Consider the following 15,605-nt stretch of genomic DNA (forward strand, 5'->3'; position numbering starts at 1 on the left):
AGGAACACCATGACATCACCGATGTTTGAAAAGATCGCGCTGGTCGGCATCGGCCTGATCGGCTCGTCGCTGGCCCGCGTCATCCGACGCGAGGGTCTTGCCGGCCACGTTGCCATCTCGACCCGCAGCGCCGCGACGCTGAAGCGGGCGGAAGAGCTTGGACTGGGCGATTCCTACACGACCGACGCGAAGGAAGCGGTCCACAATGCCGACCTGGTCATCGTCTCGGTGCCGGTCGGCTCGTCCGGTGCGGTGGCTGAGGAGATCGCGCCGGCGTTGAAGAAGGGCGCCATCCTCACCGATGTCGGCTCGACCAAGGCGTCGGTCATCGCCCAGATGCAGCCGCATGTGCCTGATGGCGTTCATTTCATTCCCGGCCATCCGCTGGCGGGCACGGAAAAATCCGGACCGGATGCCGGTTTCGCCGATCTGTTCGACAATCGCTGGTGCATCTTCACGCCGTTGCCAGGCACCGATCCGGACGCGCTTGAGAGGCTGTCGGAATTCTGGCGCCGTTGCGGCGCCAACATCGACACGATGGATCCCCAGCATCACGATATGACGCTCGCCATCGTCTCGCATCTGCCGCACATCATCGCCTACAACATCGTCGGCACCGCCGACGATCTGGAATCGGTGACCAAGACGGAAGTCATCAAATATTCCGCCTCCGGCTTTCGCGACTTCACGCGTCTGGCCGCCTCCGACCCGACCATGTGGCGGGACGTCTGCCTGCACAACAAGGACGCCATTCTCGAAATGCTGGCGCGGTTCTCGGAAGATCTGGCATTCCTGCAGCGGGCGATCCGCTGGGGCGATGGCGACAAATTGTTCGACCTGTTCACCCGCACTCGGGCGGTACGCCGCTCGATCATCGAGGCCGGCCAGGATATCGACGTGCCGGATTTCGGCCGCCAGGCGGTCGAGCACCCGTCGAAGAACTAGGCTGTTTCGGGCCAGGTCGCCGCGACCATGGCCAGCGTCTCGGCCCGATCCGGCGCGCCGAGCCTGCCGCCAAAGCGCAGGCATTTGAGCGCGGCGGCGGCACTTGCAAAGCGCAAGGCCTGCTCGACCGGCATGGCCTCCGTCAGTCCGACAGCAAGGGCGCCGTGAAAGACGTCGCCGGCGGCTAGCGTGTCAACCGCCTTGATCTTCGGTGCCGCGACATGACGGGATGATCCCGCCGCGCGATCGAACCACCAGGTGCCTGCCGCGCCGCCGGTGACGGCGACGAACGCATCGGTGCGGGAAGCCATGTCGGTGCAAGCGCTCGCCAGATCCAGCGCCTGGCCGCAGATGATGCGGACGGCGGGCTCCGAGGCGACGATGTGCGAAGCCAGCGGCAACAGTTGCTCCAACACCGCCAGCGGGGCTGTGTCGGCATCGAGGATTGCCGGCCGGCCTGCCGCGCGCGCTGCCTTGAGGGCAAGCGCCGCGGCACCCGGCCAGCGCACGTCCACCAGCACGGCATCGAATGCCGTGATGTCGGCGAAAGGCAATGCCTCTGGATCGGCCTGGGCCAGGCTGTCATAGAAAGGCACGATGATGCGCTCGCCATGCGCGTCGACCAGGATCGAGGCCAATGCCGAGCGGGCGCTGCCGACGCGGCGGACATAGCCGCAGTCGACACCCTCGGCCTCGATCCCGGCGATCAGCTGATCGCCAATGAGGTCGTCGCCGGCGCTCGCCCATAGCGACACCTCGGCGCCCAGGCGATGCGCGGCGCAGGCGGCACTGGTGGCCATGCCCGAGGCGATCTGCACACCGTCGGCGGCGATGAACTTGCCCTGGTGCGTGGGCAGCGTCTCGACACGCAGGATGGTGTCCAGCGTCAGCGCGCCGACGCTGAGGAGCCTCGGGGGGCTTGCCATGGTCGCGCTATTGCACCGGCTTGATCTTGCCGAGCGGGATGAAGCCGAGCGAGGCTTTGCCCTTGACCACTTTCAGCGGCATCGACGGTTCGCTGCCGAGCATGGCGAGCGCGGCAAATCCCTGTTCGATCGCATTCTTCTGCTCGGGTATGGCGCCGGCAAGGATGGCCGCCACGGCCTTCGGATCCTTGATCCTGATCATCAGATCGGCGTCGACCAGGCCTTCGGCGTCGACCGACAGCGGCCCGGAAACGGTGACCCGCGCCGTGCCCGACGACAAATCGAGGTTGCGGATCTCTACCCTTTGGCCGCGAAGGCTCGTCACCTGCGTTCCGATCAGCGCGACACCATTCTTCAGCGTGGCGTCGCCGCTGGCATCGAGCGCCGGCAGCACGCGGCCGCCGATCGCATCCGGGTCGATCTCCAGATCGGTGAAGCTGCCGGCATAATCGACGTCCTGACCGTTCGGCTGCAGCTGGCCGGCCGCCCTGCCGGCGCTGAACAGTTCCACCGGGTCGGTGTCGTCGGCCGGGTCCGTCTGGCCCGACAGGCCTTCCGCCTGCAGCGCAACGCGCTGCGGCAGCGGCCATGAAAGCTTGACCTTGGCCTGCAGATTGTCCCAGTCGATCCACAGCGGCACCATGCCGGGGACGGAGGTCCTGAGCGGACCGCGCAGATCGGCGACCGGCGACAAGGGCTGGATGATCTGGGCGACGGCATTGAAGGAGCCGGCCGAGGCTGCGATGTTCTTGGCATCGTCCTCATACGCCAGATTGTCGCAGGAGACGGTAAAGCTCAGGGGATAGCCGCTGACCTGGAGATTGGCGCAGCCGGCATTGATGCCGCTCTTGTTGAGCGTGGCGACCGCCTTGTCGGCCTCGACCCTGACCCTGTTGGCCAGATAGAACCAGCCGCCGCTGTAGATGGCGAACAACACAACGATGAACGCCACAAGCCAGAACAGGCCGCGGCGGGACTTTGGTTGGCGTTCGTCACTTGACGTCATGCTTTGGCTCTCATTAACCCACGGTGTTGGTGGACGAACCTTCGATTCCAACAACCAGGTAGACATTGACGGATAGGTAGCCGGGGACGGGCGGAAAAAACACCGGTTTCCGGTGCGGTGTGGCCATTCTTTTTGCAATCAGGCACGGCGATATGGGCGATTTTTGGGTGTTTGGCTACGGTTCGCTGATCTGGCGGCCGGGTTTCGCACATGTCGAGACACGGCGCGCCCATCTGCACGGCTACCGCCGCTCGCTCTGTGTCTATTCCTTCGTGCATCGCGGCACGCGCCAGCGGCCCGGGCTGGTGCTTGGCCTCGACCATGGCGGCTCCTGCGTCGGCCTGGCTTTCCGCGTGCCCGGCGAGTTGCGCGACGAGGTCATCGCCTATCTGCGCGAGCGCGAACTCGTCACATCAGTCTATCTCGAACGCACGCTCAAGGTCCGTCTCGAGGGTGGCGGCACGGTCGAAGCGGTCGCCTACATCGTCGACCGCAAGCATGAGCAATATGCCGGCGCGCTGGATGCCGCGCATGCGGCCGCGGTGGTGCGCGGCGCTGTCGGCCAATCCGGCAACAACGAGGATTATGTGCTCAGCACGTTGAAGCATCTGGAAGCATTGGGCATCCGCGACCACTGGCTGGAGGATGTGGCACGGGGGATAGCGCCATCGTGAATGGCTGGCTCTGCGGAAAGAGGGGATCAGGCCTTTGACCTCGAAGCGGCACGACCTAGCTTAGGCTCCGAACCCAGCCAGCGGGCTGCATGCGCCCCATCCCAATCATCACGGAGAACCATCTTGCAGAAACGCCGTCTCGGTCGCACCGACCTTTCCATCGCGCCGCTGGTTCTGGGCGGCAATGTCTTCGGCTGGACCGCCGACGAGAAAACCTCGTTCGACCTGCTCGACCGCTTTGTGGCGGGCGGACTGAACGCCATCGATACGGCCGATGCCTATTCGCGCTGGGTGCCCGGTAACAAGGGCGGCGAATCGGAAACCATCATCGGCAACTGGATGAAGGACCGTGGCAACCGGGACAAGGTCGTGGTGATCACCAAGGTCGGCTCGGATATGGGGCAGGGGCACAAGGACCTGTCCGCCGCCTATATCGAAAAGGCCGTCGAGGCCTCGCTGAAGCGGCTGCGGACCGATGTCATCGACCTCTATCTGTCGCACTGGCCGGACCCGGCCACGCCCTATGAGGAAACGCTTGGCGCCTATGAGAAGCTGCTTGCCAAGGGCAAGGTCCGGCACATCGGCTGCTCGAACCTCGACGCCGGCCAGTTGCGCGCCGCGCTCGACGTGGCGAGCCTGCGAAGCCTGCCGCGCTACGAGGTGCTGCAGCCGGAATACAATCTCTACGACCGCTCCTCATTCGATGGGCCGTTGCGCGATCTGTGCGTGGCCGAGGATATCGGCGTGATCACCTATTTCAGCCTGGCCAAGGGCTTCCTGAGCGGCAAATACCGCAGCGAGGCCGATCTTGGCCAAAGCGAACGCGGCGAGGGCGTCAGCAGCTATCTCAACGCGCGCGGCATGCGCATTCTGGCCGCTCTCGATGCCATATCCGCCAAGCATTCGGCGAAACAGGCGGAAGTCGCTCTTGCTTGGGCGATCGCGCGGCCAGGCGTCACCGCACCGATCGCCAGCGCCACTAAGGCCAGCCAGATGGACAGCCTGATCAAGGCGGCGTCGTTGAAATTGACCGCCGACGACATGGCCGAGCTCGACAAAGCGAGCGACTGAGGCTTCGGCCGCGATTAGAGCAGCTCGCCGTTTCATGGAAACGGCGAACCGCTCTATCTCTTCCTCTTGCCCCAAATCCCAAGGGAAAACGCTACGCGCTTTTCCCGGGAAAACCGCTTCACGCTTTTCCTGGAATTGTTCCATCCGCACGAACGTCCAAGACCACCCTCCTGCCTTGCCATAGTGTCCTCCGCTATTGGCAAGACAGAGGGTGCAATGACCGAGCCGCTTCTTTTGCAGCCGCAGCTTTGGCGACCTCTGCTCGCCCTGGTGCTGGCCGCCACGGTGGTCATGGGCAGCCCAGGGCCGGCAACGATAAGCGTCACCGCTGTCGGCGCCGCCTTCGGCCTGCGCGATTCTGTGCGCTACACCTGGGGGATCGTTCTCGGCACGGTCGCCGTGCTGCTGGTGGTGGCGACCGGGATCCTGGCGGTGCTTGGGTCGATGCCGAAGCTGGCACCGGTGCTGGTTGTCGCGTCGGCGGCCTACATCCTCTATCTCGCCTTCAGGATCGCCACGGCGCCGCCGCTGGCAGCACGCACGGCCGAGGCTGCGCGCCCGACCTGGCTGGCCGGGTTTCTGCTGGCGGTCGCCAACCCGAAAGCCTATGTGGCGATCGCCGCCGTATTCGCCGGCACCTCGTCGAACCAAGGCGGTGCGGAACTCGGCCTATGGCTGAAGCTGACGGTTCTGGCCGGGATGATCGTTGTCATCCACGCCGTGTGGCTGCTTGCCGGCGCGGCGTTCGCGCGCTTCCTGCGGAGGCCTGTCGCTTCGCGGATCATCAACCTGATCTTTGCCGCGACGCTGGTGCTGACCACCGTGCTGGCTGTCTACGGCTGATTGCCTGGCTGGAGGTCTTCAGACCTTCGCGCCGAGCTCCCGCAGCCGCTTCAACGCCGTCGGCGGGAAGGCGGGCGGGTTGGCCGCGCGGGACGCTTCGACGAGCATCTGGTCACAAGCCGCTTCCGTCTCGCCGATCAGGCGCGCCATGAACTCGTCCTTGCCGAGGCCCGGTGGGATCGGCGGCAGGAAACGCGCCTTGATGGTGCCGGGATAGCGCAGGAATTTGCGTCGCGGCCAATAGAGGCCGGCGACATGGGCGACCGGCACCACCGGAACACCAAGCTGCGTGTAGATTTCGACGATGCCGTATTTGTAGGCCGGCTCGTCGCCCGGCGCCCGGCGCGTGCCCTCGGGATAGATGATCAGCTGGCGCGGGTTGCGCGCCATCTCTTCCTTGGTTGCCGCGACCACCGCCTTCAAGGCCTTGGAGCGGCTGCCGCGATCGACCGGGATCATGCGCATCTTCATGATGTACCAGCCGAAAAACGGGATCCAGGTCAGCTCGCGCTTGAGGATGTAGAGCGGGTCCTGGAGGAAGGGGAAGAAGGCGATCGCGTCCCAGAACGACTGGTGCTTGGGCGCCAGGATGAAGGAGCCTTCGGGCAGGTTTTCCTGTCCGGTGATGTCGTTCTTGGTTCCGGCGATCTTGTCGTAGAGCCACATGCAGCTGCGCGACCAGAATTTCGGCACGAACCAGGCGCGGTGGCGGGGCGACAGGAAATAATAGGGGGTCCAGAGGATCATCTGGACGATCAGATTGACGTAGAAGACGAAATTGAACGCCAGCGATCTGACATAGAGCATGGGGGAGGTCCGGTGAGGAAGTGTGCGTTGGTTACACCAAGCGCGGGGAAAAAGGAAATGGCGCAGGCGTGTCCCGACTGATGTGAAGCATGGCTCACGCCAGCGCAGGCATGCTAGCCCAATCGCGCCAGCCGCTCCTTCAGACGCGGTGCGGCAAAGTCAAGGAAGGCGCGCAGCTTGACCGGCAGCAGGCCGTGGCCCGCATGCACCAAGCTCACCGGCCACGGTTCCGGCTCGAACTCTTGCAGCACGATGCGCAGCATGCCGGACCGCACGGCGGCATCGACCTGATAGGAAAGCACTTTCGTCAGCCCGACGCCGGCAATCGCGGCATCGACCGCCGCCTCGGCGGTGTTGACCTGCAGGCGCGAGCGGACCTGGACCGTGACGTCCGTCTTGCCTTTGGCGAAGCTCCACGGGGCGGCGGAGGAAAGTCCCTCGAAGGTGATGCAATCGTGGGTGCCGAGACCTTCCGGGATCGTGGGTGTGCCGTGTTCAGCCAAATAGGCCGGGCTGGCGCAGACAACGCGGCGAATCGAGCCGACGCCAATGGCGACCAGGCTCGAATCCGGCAACTGGCCGATGCGCAGCGCGAGGTCGAAATGGTCCTCGACCAGCTGGGTTATGCGGTCCGCCAGGGTCAGGCGGATATCCACGTCGGGATAGGCCGAGAGAAAGCCGGTGACCACCGGCAACACATGGAGACGGCCAAACACGACTGGCGCGGTGATGGCCAGCTCGCCGGTCGGTGCGCTGTACTCGCCGGCCGCGGCGCGTTCAGCCTCGCCAACGTCATCGAGGATGCGGCGGCAGGCCGCAAGATAGGCCTCGCCGGCATCGGTCGGCGTCAGCCGGCGCGTCGAACGGTTCAGCAGGCGGGTGTTGAGATGGCGTTCGAGATCGGAAACCTTGCGGCTGACGGTCGCCAGCGGAATGCCGAAACGGCGGGCCGCGGCGGAAAGGCTGCCGGCCTCCACCGCCGCGACAAAGAGCGACATGGCTTCGAGACGATCCATCACTTCTTCCAGAAAATGGAAGGAATGATTGCAGATATGCCATCTGCATTTCAGGAATGGAAGGGGTTATATATCGGGTTCGCAGCCGCGCAATGGAGTTCTCATGTCTGAAAGTCGCCCACCCCTTCCGCCCTTCACCGTCGAGACCGCGGCGCAAAAGGCCCGTATGGCCGAGGATGCGTGGAATTCGCGCGATCCGGCACGGGTCGCGCTCGCCTATACGACCGACAGCCGCTGGCGCAACCGTGCCGAATTCCTACAGGGCCGCGAAGCCATCCAGGCCTTCCTGACGCGCAAATGGAGCCGCGAGCTCGACTACCGGCTGATCAAGGAGGTCTGGGCCTTCCACGGCAACCGCATCGCCGTGCGCTTCGCCTATGAATGGCACGACGACAGCGGCTCCTGGTTCCGCAGCTATGGCAATGAGAACTGGGAATTTGACGAGCACGGGCTGATGCGCCTGCGCATCGCCAGCATCAACGACCTGCCGATCAGCGAGGCCGACCGCAAGTACCATTGGCCGTTGGGGCGCCGCCCGGACGACCATCCGACATTGTCGGCGCTCGGGCTTTAGAGCGTCGGCTGCACCCGGTTCCGGGCAAGGAGGTTTCGATGGACGCGCATGCTTTCACCAGCGATGTCGCCTTCACGCCGACCGTCAAGGCGATCCAGGCGCGCAAGGGTTCGCGCCAGTCCTACGCCCGCGTCGAGGAGCGTGGTGGCTGGCAGGCCGTCATCACGCCGGACCTTGCCGCCTTCATCGAGATGCAGACCAGCGTCTTCCTGTCGACCGCCAATGGCGACGGCCAGCCCTATATCCAGCATCGCGGCGGCCCGGCCGGCTTTCTCAAGGTGCTGGACGAAAAGACGATCGGCTTCGCGGATTTTTCCGGCAACAGGCAGTTCATCACGCAGGGCAATCTGGCGGACAATCCACGCGCCTTCCTGTTTCTGATCGATTACATGCTGCGCCAGCGCATCAAGATCTGGGGCACGGCGCGCGTCGTCGAGAACGATGCCGAGCTGATGGCGAGGCTGATGCCGCAGGACTACAAGGCGCGGCCCGAACAGGTCATCCTGTTCACCGTCTCGGCCTGGGATGCGAATTGCCCGCAGCACATCCCGCAACGCTTCGAGGCGGCTGATGTGGCGGGCGCGCTTGGCGAGCGGGACAGGCGCATTCAACAGCTCGAGCAGGAGGTCAGCCGCCTGAAGGCCGCGTCAAAGGGGACAGACAAGGAACGATGATGGAGCGCCGGGGGCTCAGCCGCCGGCGGCGGTCTCAGCCAGCGCAATGCCGTCCGCGGTCGGTTTCACCGGCACGATGCCTCGCGCCAGCGCCAGCAGATATTTGGTGTATTCAGTGAACAGCACGCGCAACGCCCGCGGCTTGGTCAGCCAGCCGCCATTGTCGAGATTGGAATTGACCACTGGATAGGGTTCCAGCTTGGCGCCATGCAGCAGGCGGCCCATTTCCAGCAAGCTGCGCGGCATGTGGTAATTGTTGGTGACCAGGATCACCGTGCCATAGGCATGGCTCTCGACCCATTTGGCGCTTTCCTCGGCATTGCCGATCGTGTCGAGCGCGGCGCGGTCGATGTCGACGCAGCAGGAAAACAGGTTCTTATCGCCGCCGGTGGCTGCCTGGAGCTGGCGCCGGCTGGCCGAAGGATGCACGCCGCTGATCAACAGCCGCTCGCCCTTGCCGGACGCCAGCAGATCCATCGCCGCGTCGAGGCGGGACTGGCCGCCGGTGAGCACGATGATGGCATCGGCCTTCTCCGGATTGGCGGGCGTGGTCAGATGCGCGACCTTGTTGGCGAACCAGCCGAAGCCGCCGGCAAACAAGACAGCAAGGACGAGGAGGGAGAGCGCGGATATCCGCAGTGCGGTTCTTAAACGGCTAAACCCGCCGCGGTCGTGCAAACGAGCAACCACCACTGGCATCTGTCCAGCCGTCCCGGTCGAATCCCGCACGTCCATGACCATATGGTTAATCCTGAAATGCGGCCTTGGGTAGGTAAAAGACGCACTTTGCGTTACGCCGTTTCTCCATCCGTGATCAGCCAGCCTCCATCCCCATCAGCGCAGGTTCCCTTTCAAGCGTCGGGTTGTCGAACATCGATGTCGCTGAGATAGGCGACGACGGTGGCGTGCGAGGTTGCCGCCGTCAGCGCGCCGATCACCAGCACCATCAGGACGACGCCGAGATAGCCCGCAGAGCCGATGGCGAAATTGCCGAACAGGGCAGTCGCCTGATCGGCTTGCGGCGTCGCCATGTTGCGCGACGACCACCAGGAAAAGACGATGAAGACCAGCACCGCCGCCGCCCCGCCGGCGGCCGCGCCCTTCATGCCGGTGACCAGGAAATGCCGGCGGAATTCGCGCGCGATGAAGGCCGCCTCGGCGCCGACGAAATGCAGCACTTCGATGATATGGCCGTTGCCGGCCATGGCGCCACGGGTCGCGAACACCACGGTCAGCACTGTCGCCGACAGCATCAGCGCCAGCACGGCAATGCCGATGGTCACCGTGGTGCGGGCCATCGCCACCAGCCGGTCGACCCAGGTGCGGTGATCGTCGAGCGACGCGCTCGGCAGTTTCGGCGTGATGGCGGCGCGCATGGCGGCGAAGTCGGGCGGGCTGTTCTCATCGATGGTGACGATGATCAGGCGTGGCACCGGCAACTCGTCGATGTTGAGGCCTGAACCCAGCCATGGCTCCAGCAGCCTCGCGGTCGCATCGCGGTCGATGATCTTTGTCGACTTCACGCCGGGGAATTCGCCGGCGATTTTTGAGGCTTGGGCAAGGGCGGCCTCCATATCGAGGCCGTCGGCCGGTTTGATCTGGATCGTCGCCTCGCGCGAGATCTGGTTCTCCCAGACCGAGGCGGTGTCGCGCACCAGCGTCACCGCGCCGAAGGTCAGGCACGACAGGAAGGTCATGATGGCGATGACCAGGACGAGCGCCCGACCGGCGATGTTCTGCGCCGGAACGATCGGCGCCATACGGCGCTGGGCGCGCGGTCTTGCTTCGGCCGCCTCGGCGTCCTGCTCATGCTCTTGGAGGTGTTCGGCGGACAGATCAGTCATAGATGTCCAGCCTTCCGCCGGCCAGGATCATGCGGCGCGCGTCGACCTGTTCCATCAGGCCAAGGTCGTGGGTGGCGATCACCACAGCGGTGCCGAGACGATTGAGCTCGATGAAGAGCCGCAGCAGCCGTCGCGCGAGCGGCGGATCGACATTGCCGGTCGGCTCGTCGGCGAGCAAGATCTCGGGCTGCTCGATCAGGGCGCGCGCGATGGCGGCGCGCTGCTTCTCGCCGCCCGACAGGACCGGCGGAAGCACATGCATGCGCTCGCCCAGCCCCACCCATTTCAGCAGTTCGGTGACATCGGTGCGGTAGCTCGCTTCCTCGCGCCCGCGAACGCGCAGCGGCAGCGCGACATTCTCATAGGTGGTCATGTGGTCGAGCAGGCGAAAATCCTGGAACACCACGCCGATGCGGCGCCGCAAATGCGGCAGTTCGGTACGCGAAATGCGCGAACGGTCCTTGCCGAAAATGGTGATCAGCCCACGCGTCGGCTTCAGCGACATGAACAGAAGCCGCAGCAACGTCGTCTTGCCGGCGCCCGAGGGTCCGCTCAGGAACTGGAAGGAGCGCTCCGGGATGTGCAGGGAGATGTCGCGGAGGATTTCCGGACCCATGCCATAGCGGAGGCCGACATTTTCGAAGCGAATCAATTTCGACGACCTGAAATTTCTAGAGCATGATGCCGAAAAGTGTGAAGCGGTTTTCGGACGACATCATGCTCTATCTCTTTAGTTTGGACACGGATTCGGATTTCGGGTCGATTCGACCTGAAATCCGAATCCGCGTCGGGCAGCGCCAAGCCTGCCTGTTCTGCGAAAAGAGCATCGGCCGGCATGGTTAACCGGCGGTTAATTTCTGGCTTGTTTCGGCGCGTCACGAGGGCTCCGGTGGGGAAGCGTTAACCATTTTTGTTTACGCAAAAGAAACGAAAAGCGAACACGCGCAATAACGGGGCCATGATGGCTGACGAACGAACCGCGCGCCCGGTTTCCGGCGAAATCATGACCGATCCCCCGGCAATTGTCGCGGCGGAGCGGATCGTGCGCGGCCCGGCGGCTTATATCGTCGATGCCGACTATGAAGTGATGCCGCGCCTTGTCCCTACCGTGGAAAGCGTTTCACCGCCGCCGCGCCTGATTGTCACGCCGTCCATCGAGGGCATGGACATGCTGCGCAAGCCGGAAGCGCCGGCGGAACGGCCGCCGGCCGCGCGCGGCGGGCCGATCTTCTGGATCGCCGGCATCGGCGCCGCCTTGGCCGCCTTCTGGGTCTCCGGCGGGCATGCGCTGGTGCGCCAGGCGCCGCTCCTGACCGGCGCGCAAGCCTCGGCGCTGACCATTTCAGGCGTCACCTCGCACGTCGACGCCTCGGGAGCCAATCCGGTGCTGTTCGTCGATGGCGAGGCCGCCAATGACGGGGCGGGGCCGGCGACAATGCCGCCGCTCGAAATCCGCGTGACCGGCAATGACGGACGTACAACCCGCTATACGTTGGGGACATCCGGCCATTCGCTGGCATCGGGCGAAAGATTCGGCTTTGCCAGCCGGCTCGACGTGCCTAAGAACGGCGTGAGGACCGTTTTGGTTACTTTCGCCGAATAGCGTGTGTCGATATTCAGGTGAGGCCGGCCTGCAAACGGCGGTTCCCTGCGCTTCCGGTGCTCACGTACTTAAGTACGCTCCGCTCCGGTACTCGGAAAACCACCGTTTTCGGCTCGGCCTGACCTGAATCTCAACACACGCTCGGTGTGGAGGCGTTTGGGTAAAAAACTTGAGGGGGCGAAAAATGCCAATCGTACGCGACAAGGACATCGAAGTCCTGTTTTCGGCATCGGCGATCGCGCGGCGCAATCTTGAGCTCGCCAAGGAGATCGCCGAGCACGACTATCACGATCTGCTGGTGATTTCGGTGCTGAAGGGCTCGTTCATCTTCGCCGCCGACCTGATCCGCGCCATGCACGATGTCGGCCTGTCGCCGGAGGTCGAGTTCATCTTCATTTCCAGCTATGGCGCCGGCACCACCAGCGGCGAGGTGAGGGTGCTGCGCGACATCGACAATGAGGTCGCCGGCCGCGACGTGCTGCTGATCGACGACATTCTGGAATCGGGCAAGACACTGACCTTCACCCGCGACCTGATGCTGTCGCGCGGCGCGAAAAGCTGTTCCATCGCCGTGCTGCTCGACAAGCGCATGCGCCGCCAGACCGCGCTCGTCGCCGACTATGTCGGCTTCGACTGCCCCGATTATTTCGTCGTTGGTTACGGCATGGATGTCGCGCACGCCTTCCGTGAATTGCCGTTCGTGGGCATCGTGAAAGGTGATGCGTGAGGCCACTGCCTTGCGCTGACAAGTTCTGAAAAAGGCCTTAACGGCGCCGGAAAAATTAGCCCTGTCAGGGGTTTGGTCCTTTCAGGAAAAGTCAACTTTTCGCGGCCAAATTGCCGGCCATGGCAAAGCTTTTGATCGTCGAGGACGATGAGTCCGTCCGCACCCTCGCTGCCCGCGCGCTCGAACGCGCAGGCCACGCAATCGATATCGCCGCCGACGGCGCCCAAGGCCTGGCGCTGATACGCGCCGCGCATGGTGGTTACGATCTCGTGGTCTCCGACATCCGCATGCCCGAGATGGACGGCATCGAGATGGCGATCGCGGCGGCCGTCCTTTTTCCGGCGATGAAGATCATGCTGATGACCGGCTATGCCGACCAGCGCGAGCGCGCCGAGGAGTTGAACGGCATCATCCTCGATGTCGTGCAGAAGCCGTTCACGCTGGCTGAAATCCGCTCGCGCGTCGAGCGCGCGCTGATCTGCTTCGCCTGATCAGACCGGATCGGCGGCGGCAAGCATGGGCGCTGCGCTCTTGAGCCGCCCAGTGTTGAGCGCGAGCAGGCCGGCGCCGATGATCAGCGCCGCGCCGATCACGGTCGTCGACCGCGGCACCTCGGCGAAGAACAGGAAACCCCAGAGCGGCGACCACAGAATGCCCGTGTATTCGAAGGTCGCTACCCGATTGGCCGGCGCCAGCCTGTAGCCCTGCGACAGGAGGATCATACCGGCGGAGGCGACGAAACCGCAGGCGGCCATCTTGAGAAAATCGGACAGCGTCGGCCATATCCAGGGCCGCACCAGGAATTCGACGCTGGGGTGGACGGCGTGGGATATGCCGGCCAGATGGAATGTGCCGGCAACCACGGCTGCGCCGACGAGATAGGCGCCGTTCTGATAGAAAGCCATGATCGTGGACGATTCGGTATCGCCGATCTTGCGCGCCATCAATTGCGAGAAGCCGTAGAGCGCGGCCGAGCCCAGCGACAGCAGCGCCGCCCAGTCGAACAGGCCGGCGCCGGGGCGCACCATCACGATGACGCCAAGCAGCCCGATCAGCACCGTCGCCAGCGTGCGCCAGGAGACGCGTTCGCCAAGATAGGGGCCGGCCAGTGCCATGATGAACAGCGGCGCCATGAAATAAAGCGCCACCGCGTCGGCCAGCGGCAGCGCGGCGATGGCCAGATAATAGACCGTGTAGGAGGTGAACTGGATGAAGGCGCGGATCGTCAGCAGGCCGAACCGCTTCGACAGGATTGCCCGTAGCCCGACATCGGCATGGACGAGAATGATCAGGATCGGCAGGGCGACGATCGACCGGATCGCCATCACCTCGGTCACCGGATAGCCGCTCGCCACGGCCTTGACGAGCGGGTCCTGCAGCGAGAACACCAGCACGCCCAGGCACAGGCTCAGGATGCCGCGCACCATCCTATTCTGCATCTGCTTTCCGGCTCCTGCGCGTACGATCCGAAGCAGCCCGCCTCCAGATCAAAAAGAACCCGCCACCGTTTCGGGCAGCGGGTACGAGTGAGGACTCTTAGATTGGTCCGCAGCCGATTTCGCAGCCGCATATCCAATGGGTAGGGGCAACTATCGTCCGGCGTTTGACATGTTGCAAACGAATTGGAATGATGCCTGCAATCAAATCTGCTTATGATGGATAGCATGCGTCCAACCCTCGACAGCGATCTCCTGCGCACCTTCGTCGCCATCGCCGAGGCCGGCAATTTCACCCGGGCGGCCGAGCAGGCCGGCCGCACCCAGTCGGCCGTGTCGATGCAGATGAAGAAGCTCGAGGAACTGGTCGGCGACAGCTTGTTCGAGCGCGGCTCGCGCGGCGTCGCACTGACGCGGCGCGGCGGCGAACTCATCGTCAATGCCCGCCGCATCGTCTCGCTGCTCGACGAAACGGCGGCGTCGATGGCGGCGGCGCCGCTCGGCGGACCGGTGCGCATCGGCATTCCGGAGGAATATGGCCACGCCATCCTGTCGCGCGCGCTTGGCGCATTCTCGAAACGCCACACCAAGGTCGAGGTCACCGTCCGCTACGCGCATTCGGAGGCGCAGCTGGCGGCGCTCGCCGCCGGCGAACTCGATCTGTGCGTGGTGTTCGAATGGCAGGATCCGGCCGGCGGCGAAGTGCTGATGCACGACCCGACGGTCTGGGTGACGTCGACCCTGCATCACATGCATGAGGAACGGCCGGTGCCGATCGCGCTCTACAACCGGGTCAGCTGGTGCAAGGACTTCGCCATCAAGTCGCTGGAGCAGCGCGGGCTTGCCTATCGTGTCGCCTATACCAGCGACACGACCGGCGGCCTGAAGCTCGCGGTCACCTCAGGGCTGGCAATCGCGCCGATCTCGCGCAGCAACATCCCGGACGGCTGCCGCGAACTGACGTCGGCCGACGGGTTCGGCGACATCGATTCCTCCAATGTGGTGATGCATCGCAACCCGAACGCGTCTGGCGAGGCGATCGACGGCATGCAGGAGGCGATCCGCGAGGCGTTCGTCAATCGTTAGAGTCAGACATCCCCATAGAAGGTCAGGCGGTTGCCGAACGGATCGTCGACCGTGACCTCTTTCGTCTTCCAGGGCGTCTCCTCCAACCCCGGCCTGGCAAAGCGGTACTTTCTTTCGGTCAATTCGTGGTGGAGCCCCGCAATGTCAGTCGTCTCGATCCGGATGTGAGAGCCCGGCGTGCCGTCGCCATGATGTTCGCTCAGATGCAAGACGCAGCCGTCGCGTGAAACGCCTGTGTAGAGCGGCGCGTTGTCTTCGAAGCGGTGTTCGAACTGCACTTCGAAACCGAGAAACCCGACGTAGAATTCATGCGCCTTGGCAACATCGAAGATGCGCAGGATGGGCGTGACAGTACCGAGCTTCGGCATAGTGT

19 protein-coding genes are annotated in these 15,605 nt (G+C 64.2%); 10 read left to right on the forward strand and 9 right to left on the reverse strand.

Going from position 1 to position 15,605, the window contains the following annotated elements; all coding sequences use genetic code 11:
* Positions 1-9: 9 nt before the first annotated feature.
* Complete coding sequence (locus tag D3242_RS11025) at positions 10-945, forward strand: prephenate/arogenate dehydrogenase family protein (RefSeq protein ID WP_171880352.1); 936 nt, start codon at positions 10-12, stop codon at positions 943-945.
* Here D3242_RS11025 and D3242_RS11030 read toward each other — a convergent pair.
* On the reverse strand, positions 942-1,871 hold the full coding sequence (locus D3242_RS11030) for a sugar kinase (RefSeq protein ID WP_064981012.1): 930 nt from the start codon (positions 1,869-1,871) through the stop codon (positions 942-944). The genes D3242_RS11025 and D3242_RS11030 overlap by 4 nt on opposite strands.
* Positions 1,872-1,878: 7 nt before the next feature.
* The gene (locus D3242_RS11035) at positions 1,879-2,877 is read right to left on the reverse strand and encodes a DUF2125 domain-containing protein (RefSeq protein ID WP_027047439.1); all 999 of its coding nucleotides are present in this window, start codon (positions 2,875-2,877) and stop codon (positions 1,879-1,881) included.
* Between the two features lie 152 nt (positions 2,878-3,029).
* Here D3242_RS11035 and D3242_RS11040 point away from each other — a divergent pair, with 152 nt between their 5' ends.
* From D3242_RS11040 to D3242_RS11050, 3 genes are all read left to right on the forward strand, one after another.
* Positions 3,030-3,551 carry a gamma-glutamylcyclotransferase gene (locus D3242_RS11040; protein WP_027047438.1) on the forward strand — a complete coding sequence of 174 codons (522 nt, stop codon included), beginning with the start codon at positions 3,030-3,032 and terminating at the stop codon, positions 3,549-3,551.
* 123 nt (positions 3,552-3,674) lie between these two features.
* Positions 3,675-4,622 (forward strand): aldo/keto reductase, encoded by a 948-nt coding sequence (locus tag D3242_RS11045; protein WP_019861423.1) that lies wholly within the window; start codon positions 3,675-3,677, stop codon positions 4,620-4,622.
* Positions 4,623-4,838: 216 nt separating this feature from the next.
* Positions 4,839-5,465 (forward strand): LysE family translocator, encoded by a 627-nt coding sequence (locus D3242_RS11050; protein ID WP_038649948.1) that lies wholly within the window; start codon positions 4,839-4,841, stop codon positions 5,463-5,465.
* An 18-nt stretch (positions 5,466-5,483) separates the two neighbouring features.
* Here the strand turns inward: D3242_RS11050 and D3242_RS11055 are convergent, their stop codons facing one another.
* Positions 5,484-6,272: a lysophospholipid acyltransferase family protein gene (locus tag D3242_RS11055; RefSeq protein WP_019861421.1), complete on the reverse strand. Its 789-nt coding sequence runs from the start codon at positions 6,270-6,272 to the stop codon at positions 5,484-5,486.
* 113 nt (positions 6,273-6,385) lie between these two features.
* Positions 6,386-7,288 carry a LysR family transcriptional regulator gene (locus tag D3242_RS11060; protein ID WP_064981010.1) on the reverse strand — a complete coding sequence of 301 codons (903 nt, stop codon included), beginning with the start codon at positions 7,286-7,288 and terminating at the stop codon, positions 6,386-6,388.
* Between the two features lie 103 nt (positions 7,289-7,391).
* Between D3242_RS11060 and D3242_RS11065 the strand changes: the two genes are divergently transcribed.
* Positions 7,392-7,862: a nuclear transport factor 2 family protein gene (locus tag D3242_RS11065; RefSeq protein WP_038649947.1), complete on the forward strand. Its 471-nt coding sequence runs from the start codon at positions 7,392-7,394 to the stop codon at positions 7,860-7,862.
* Between the two features lie 38 nt (positions 7,863-7,900).
* Positions 7,901-8,536, forward strand: a complete 636-nt coding sequence (locus D3242_RS11070; RefSeq protein WP_038649946.1) for a pyridoxamine 5'-phosphate oxidase family protein — start codon at positions 7,901-7,903, stop codon at positions 8,534-8,536.
* 15 nt (positions 8,537-8,551) lie between these two features.
* On the opposite strand, the gene D3242_RS11075 is transcribed toward D3242_RS11070, so the two are convergent.
* From D3242_RS11075 to ftsE, 3 genes are all read right to left on the reverse strand, one after another.
* Complete coding sequence (locus D3242_RS11075; protein ID WP_038649945.1) at positions 8,552-9,277, reverse strand: YdcF family protein; 726 nt, start codon at positions 9,275-9,277, stop codon at positions 8,552-8,554.
* 110 nt (positions 9,278-9,387) lie between these two features.
* Complete coding sequence (locus D3242_RS11080) at positions 9,388-10,380, reverse strand: cell division protein FtsX (RefSeq protein ID WP_038649944.1); 993 nt, start codon at positions 10,378-10,380, stop codon at positions 9,388-9,390.
* Positions 10,373-11,032: a cell division ATP-binding protein FtsE gene (gene ftsE / locus D3242_RS11085; RefSeq protein WP_010911739.1), complete on the reverse strand. Its 660-nt coding sequence runs from the start codon at positions 11,030-11,032 to the stop codon at positions 10,373-10,375. Before ftsE ends, D3242_RS11080 begins: the two co-directional genes overlap by 8 nt.
* 306 nt (positions 11,033-11,338) lie before the next feature.
* Here ftsE and D3242_RS11090 point away from each other — a divergent pair, with 306 nt between their 5' ends.
* From D3242_RS11090 to D3242_RS11100, 3 genes are all read left to right on the forward strand, one after another.
* Entirely contained in the window at positions 11,339-11,983 is a 645-nt protein-coding gene (locus D3242_RS11090; RefSeq protein WP_038649942.1) for a hypothetical protein, read from the forward strand.
* Positions 11,984-12,167: 184 nt separating this feature from the next.
* Positions 12,168-12,710, forward strand: a complete 543-nt coding sequence (gene hpt, locus D3242_RS11095) for a hypoxanthine phosphoribosyltransferase (RefSeq protein WP_019861412.1) — start codon at positions 12,168-12,170, stop codon at positions 12,708-12,710.
* Positions 12,711-12,829: 119 nt separating this feature from the next.
* A complete protein-coding gene (locus D3242_RS11100; RefSeq protein WP_019861411.1) occupies positions 12,830-13,201 on the forward strand; it encodes a response regulator in 372 nt (123 codons plus the stop codon).
* On the opposite strand, the gene D3242_RS11105 is transcribed toward D3242_RS11100, so the two are convergent.
* A complete protein-coding gene (locus tag D3242_RS11105; RefSeq protein WP_064981009.1) occupies positions 13,202-14,149 on the reverse strand; it encodes a DMT family transporter in 948 nt (315 codons plus the stop codon).
* Positions 14,150-14,374: 225 nt separating this feature from the next.
* Between D3242_RS11105 and D3242_RS11110 the strand changes: the two genes are divergently transcribed.
* A complete protein-coding gene (locus D3242_RS11110) occupies positions 14,375-15,232 on the forward strand; it encodes a LysR family transcriptional regulator (RefSeq protein ID WP_038653420.1) in 858 nt (285 codons plus the stop codon).
* Positions 15,233-15,234: 2 nt separating this feature from the next.
* Here the strand turns inward: D3242_RS11110 and D3242_RS11115 are convergent, their stop codons facing one another.
* Positions 15,235-15,600 carry a glyoxalase superfamily protein gene (locus D3242_RS11115; RefSeq protein ID WP_064981008.1) on the reverse strand — a complete coding sequence of 122 codons (366 nt, stop codon included), beginning with the start codon at positions 15,598-15,600 and terminating at the stop codon, positions 15,235-15,237.
* Positions 15,601-15,605: the final 5 nt, after the last annotated feature.

The sequence above is a fragment of the Mesorhizobium jarvisii genome, assembly GCF_003601985.1.
Taxonomy (GTDB): Bacteria; Pseudomonadota; Alphaproteobacteria; order Rhizobiales; family Rhizobiaceae; genus Mesorhizobium; species Mesorhizobium jarvisii.

What these genes read in the sequence shown, in the direction of transcription:
- D3242_RS11025 (WP_171880352.1), top strand. Translation starts at nt 10, where the DNA reads ATGACATCACCGATGTTTGAAAAGATCGCGCTGGTCGGCATCGGCCTG.
- D3242_RS11030 (WP_064981012.1), bottom strand. Translation starts at nt 1,871, where the DNA reads ATGGCAAGCCCCCCGAGGCTCCTCAGCGTCGGCGCGCTGACGCTGGAC.
- D3242_RS11035 (WP_027047439.1), bottom strand. Translation starts at nt 2,877, where the DNA reads ATGACGTCAAGTGACGAACGCCAACCAAAGTCCCGCCGCGGCCTGTTC.
- D3242_RS11040 (WP_027047438.1), top strand. Translation starts at nt 3,030, where the DNA reads ATGGGCGATTTTTGGGTGTTTGGCTACGGTTCGCTGATCTGGCGGCCG.
- D3242_RS11050 (WP_038649948.1), top strand. Translation starts at nt 4,839, where the DNA reads ATGACCGAGCCGCTTCTTTTGCAGCCGCAGCTTTGGCGACCTCTGCTC.
- D3242_RS11055 (WP_019861421.1), bottom strand. Translation starts at nt 6,272, where the DNA reads ATGCTCTATGTCAGATCGCTGGCGTTCAATTTCGTCTTCTACGTCAAT.
- D3242_RS11060 (WP_064981010.1), bottom strand. Translation starts at nt 7,288, where the DNA reads ATGGATCGTCTCGAAGCCATGTCGCTCTTTGTCGCGGCGGTGGAGGCC.
- D3242_RS11065 (WP_038649947.1), top strand. Translation starts at nt 7,392, where the DNA reads ATGTCTGAAAGTCGCCCACCCCTTCCGCCCTTCACCGTCGAGACCGCG.
- D3242_RS11070 (WP_038649946.1), top strand. Translation starts at nt 7,901, where the DNA reads ATGGACGCGCATGCTTTCACCAGCGATGTCGCCTTCACGCCGACCGTC.
- D3242_RS11075 (WP_038649945.1), bottom strand. Translation starts at nt 9,277, where the DNA reads ATGGTCATGGACGTGCGGGATTCGACCGGGACGGCTGGACAGATGCCA.
- D3242_RS11080 (WP_038649944.1), bottom strand. Translation starts at nt 10,380, where the DNA reads ATGACTGATCTGTCCGCCGAACACCTCCAAGAGCATGAGCAGGACGCC.
- D3242_RS11090 (WP_038649942.1), top strand. Translation starts at nt 11,339, where the DNA reads ATGATGGCTGACGAACGAACCGCGCGCCCGGTTTCCGGCGAAATCATG.
- hpt (WP_019861412.1), top strand. Translation starts at nt 12,168, where the DNA reads ATGCCAATCGTACGCGACAAGGACATCGAAGTCCTGTTTTCGGCATCG.
- D3242_RS11100 (WP_019861411.1), top strand. Translation starts at nt 12,830, where the DNA reads ATGGCAAAGCTTTTGATCGTCGAGGACGATGAGTCCGTCCGCACCCTC.
- D3242_RS11105 (WP_064981009.1), bottom strand. Translation starts at nt 14,149, where the DNA reads ATGCAGAATAGGATGGTGCGCGGCATCCTGAGCCTGTGCCTGGGCGTG.
- D3242_RS11110 (WP_038653420.1), top strand. Translation starts at nt 14,375, where the DNA reads ATGCGTCCAACCCTCGACAGCGATCTCCTGCGCACCTTCGTCGCCATC.
- D3242_RS11115 (WP_064981008.1), bottom strand. Translation starts at nt 15,600, where the DNA reads ATGCCGAAGCTCGGTACTGTCACGCCCATCCTGCGCATCTTCGATGTT.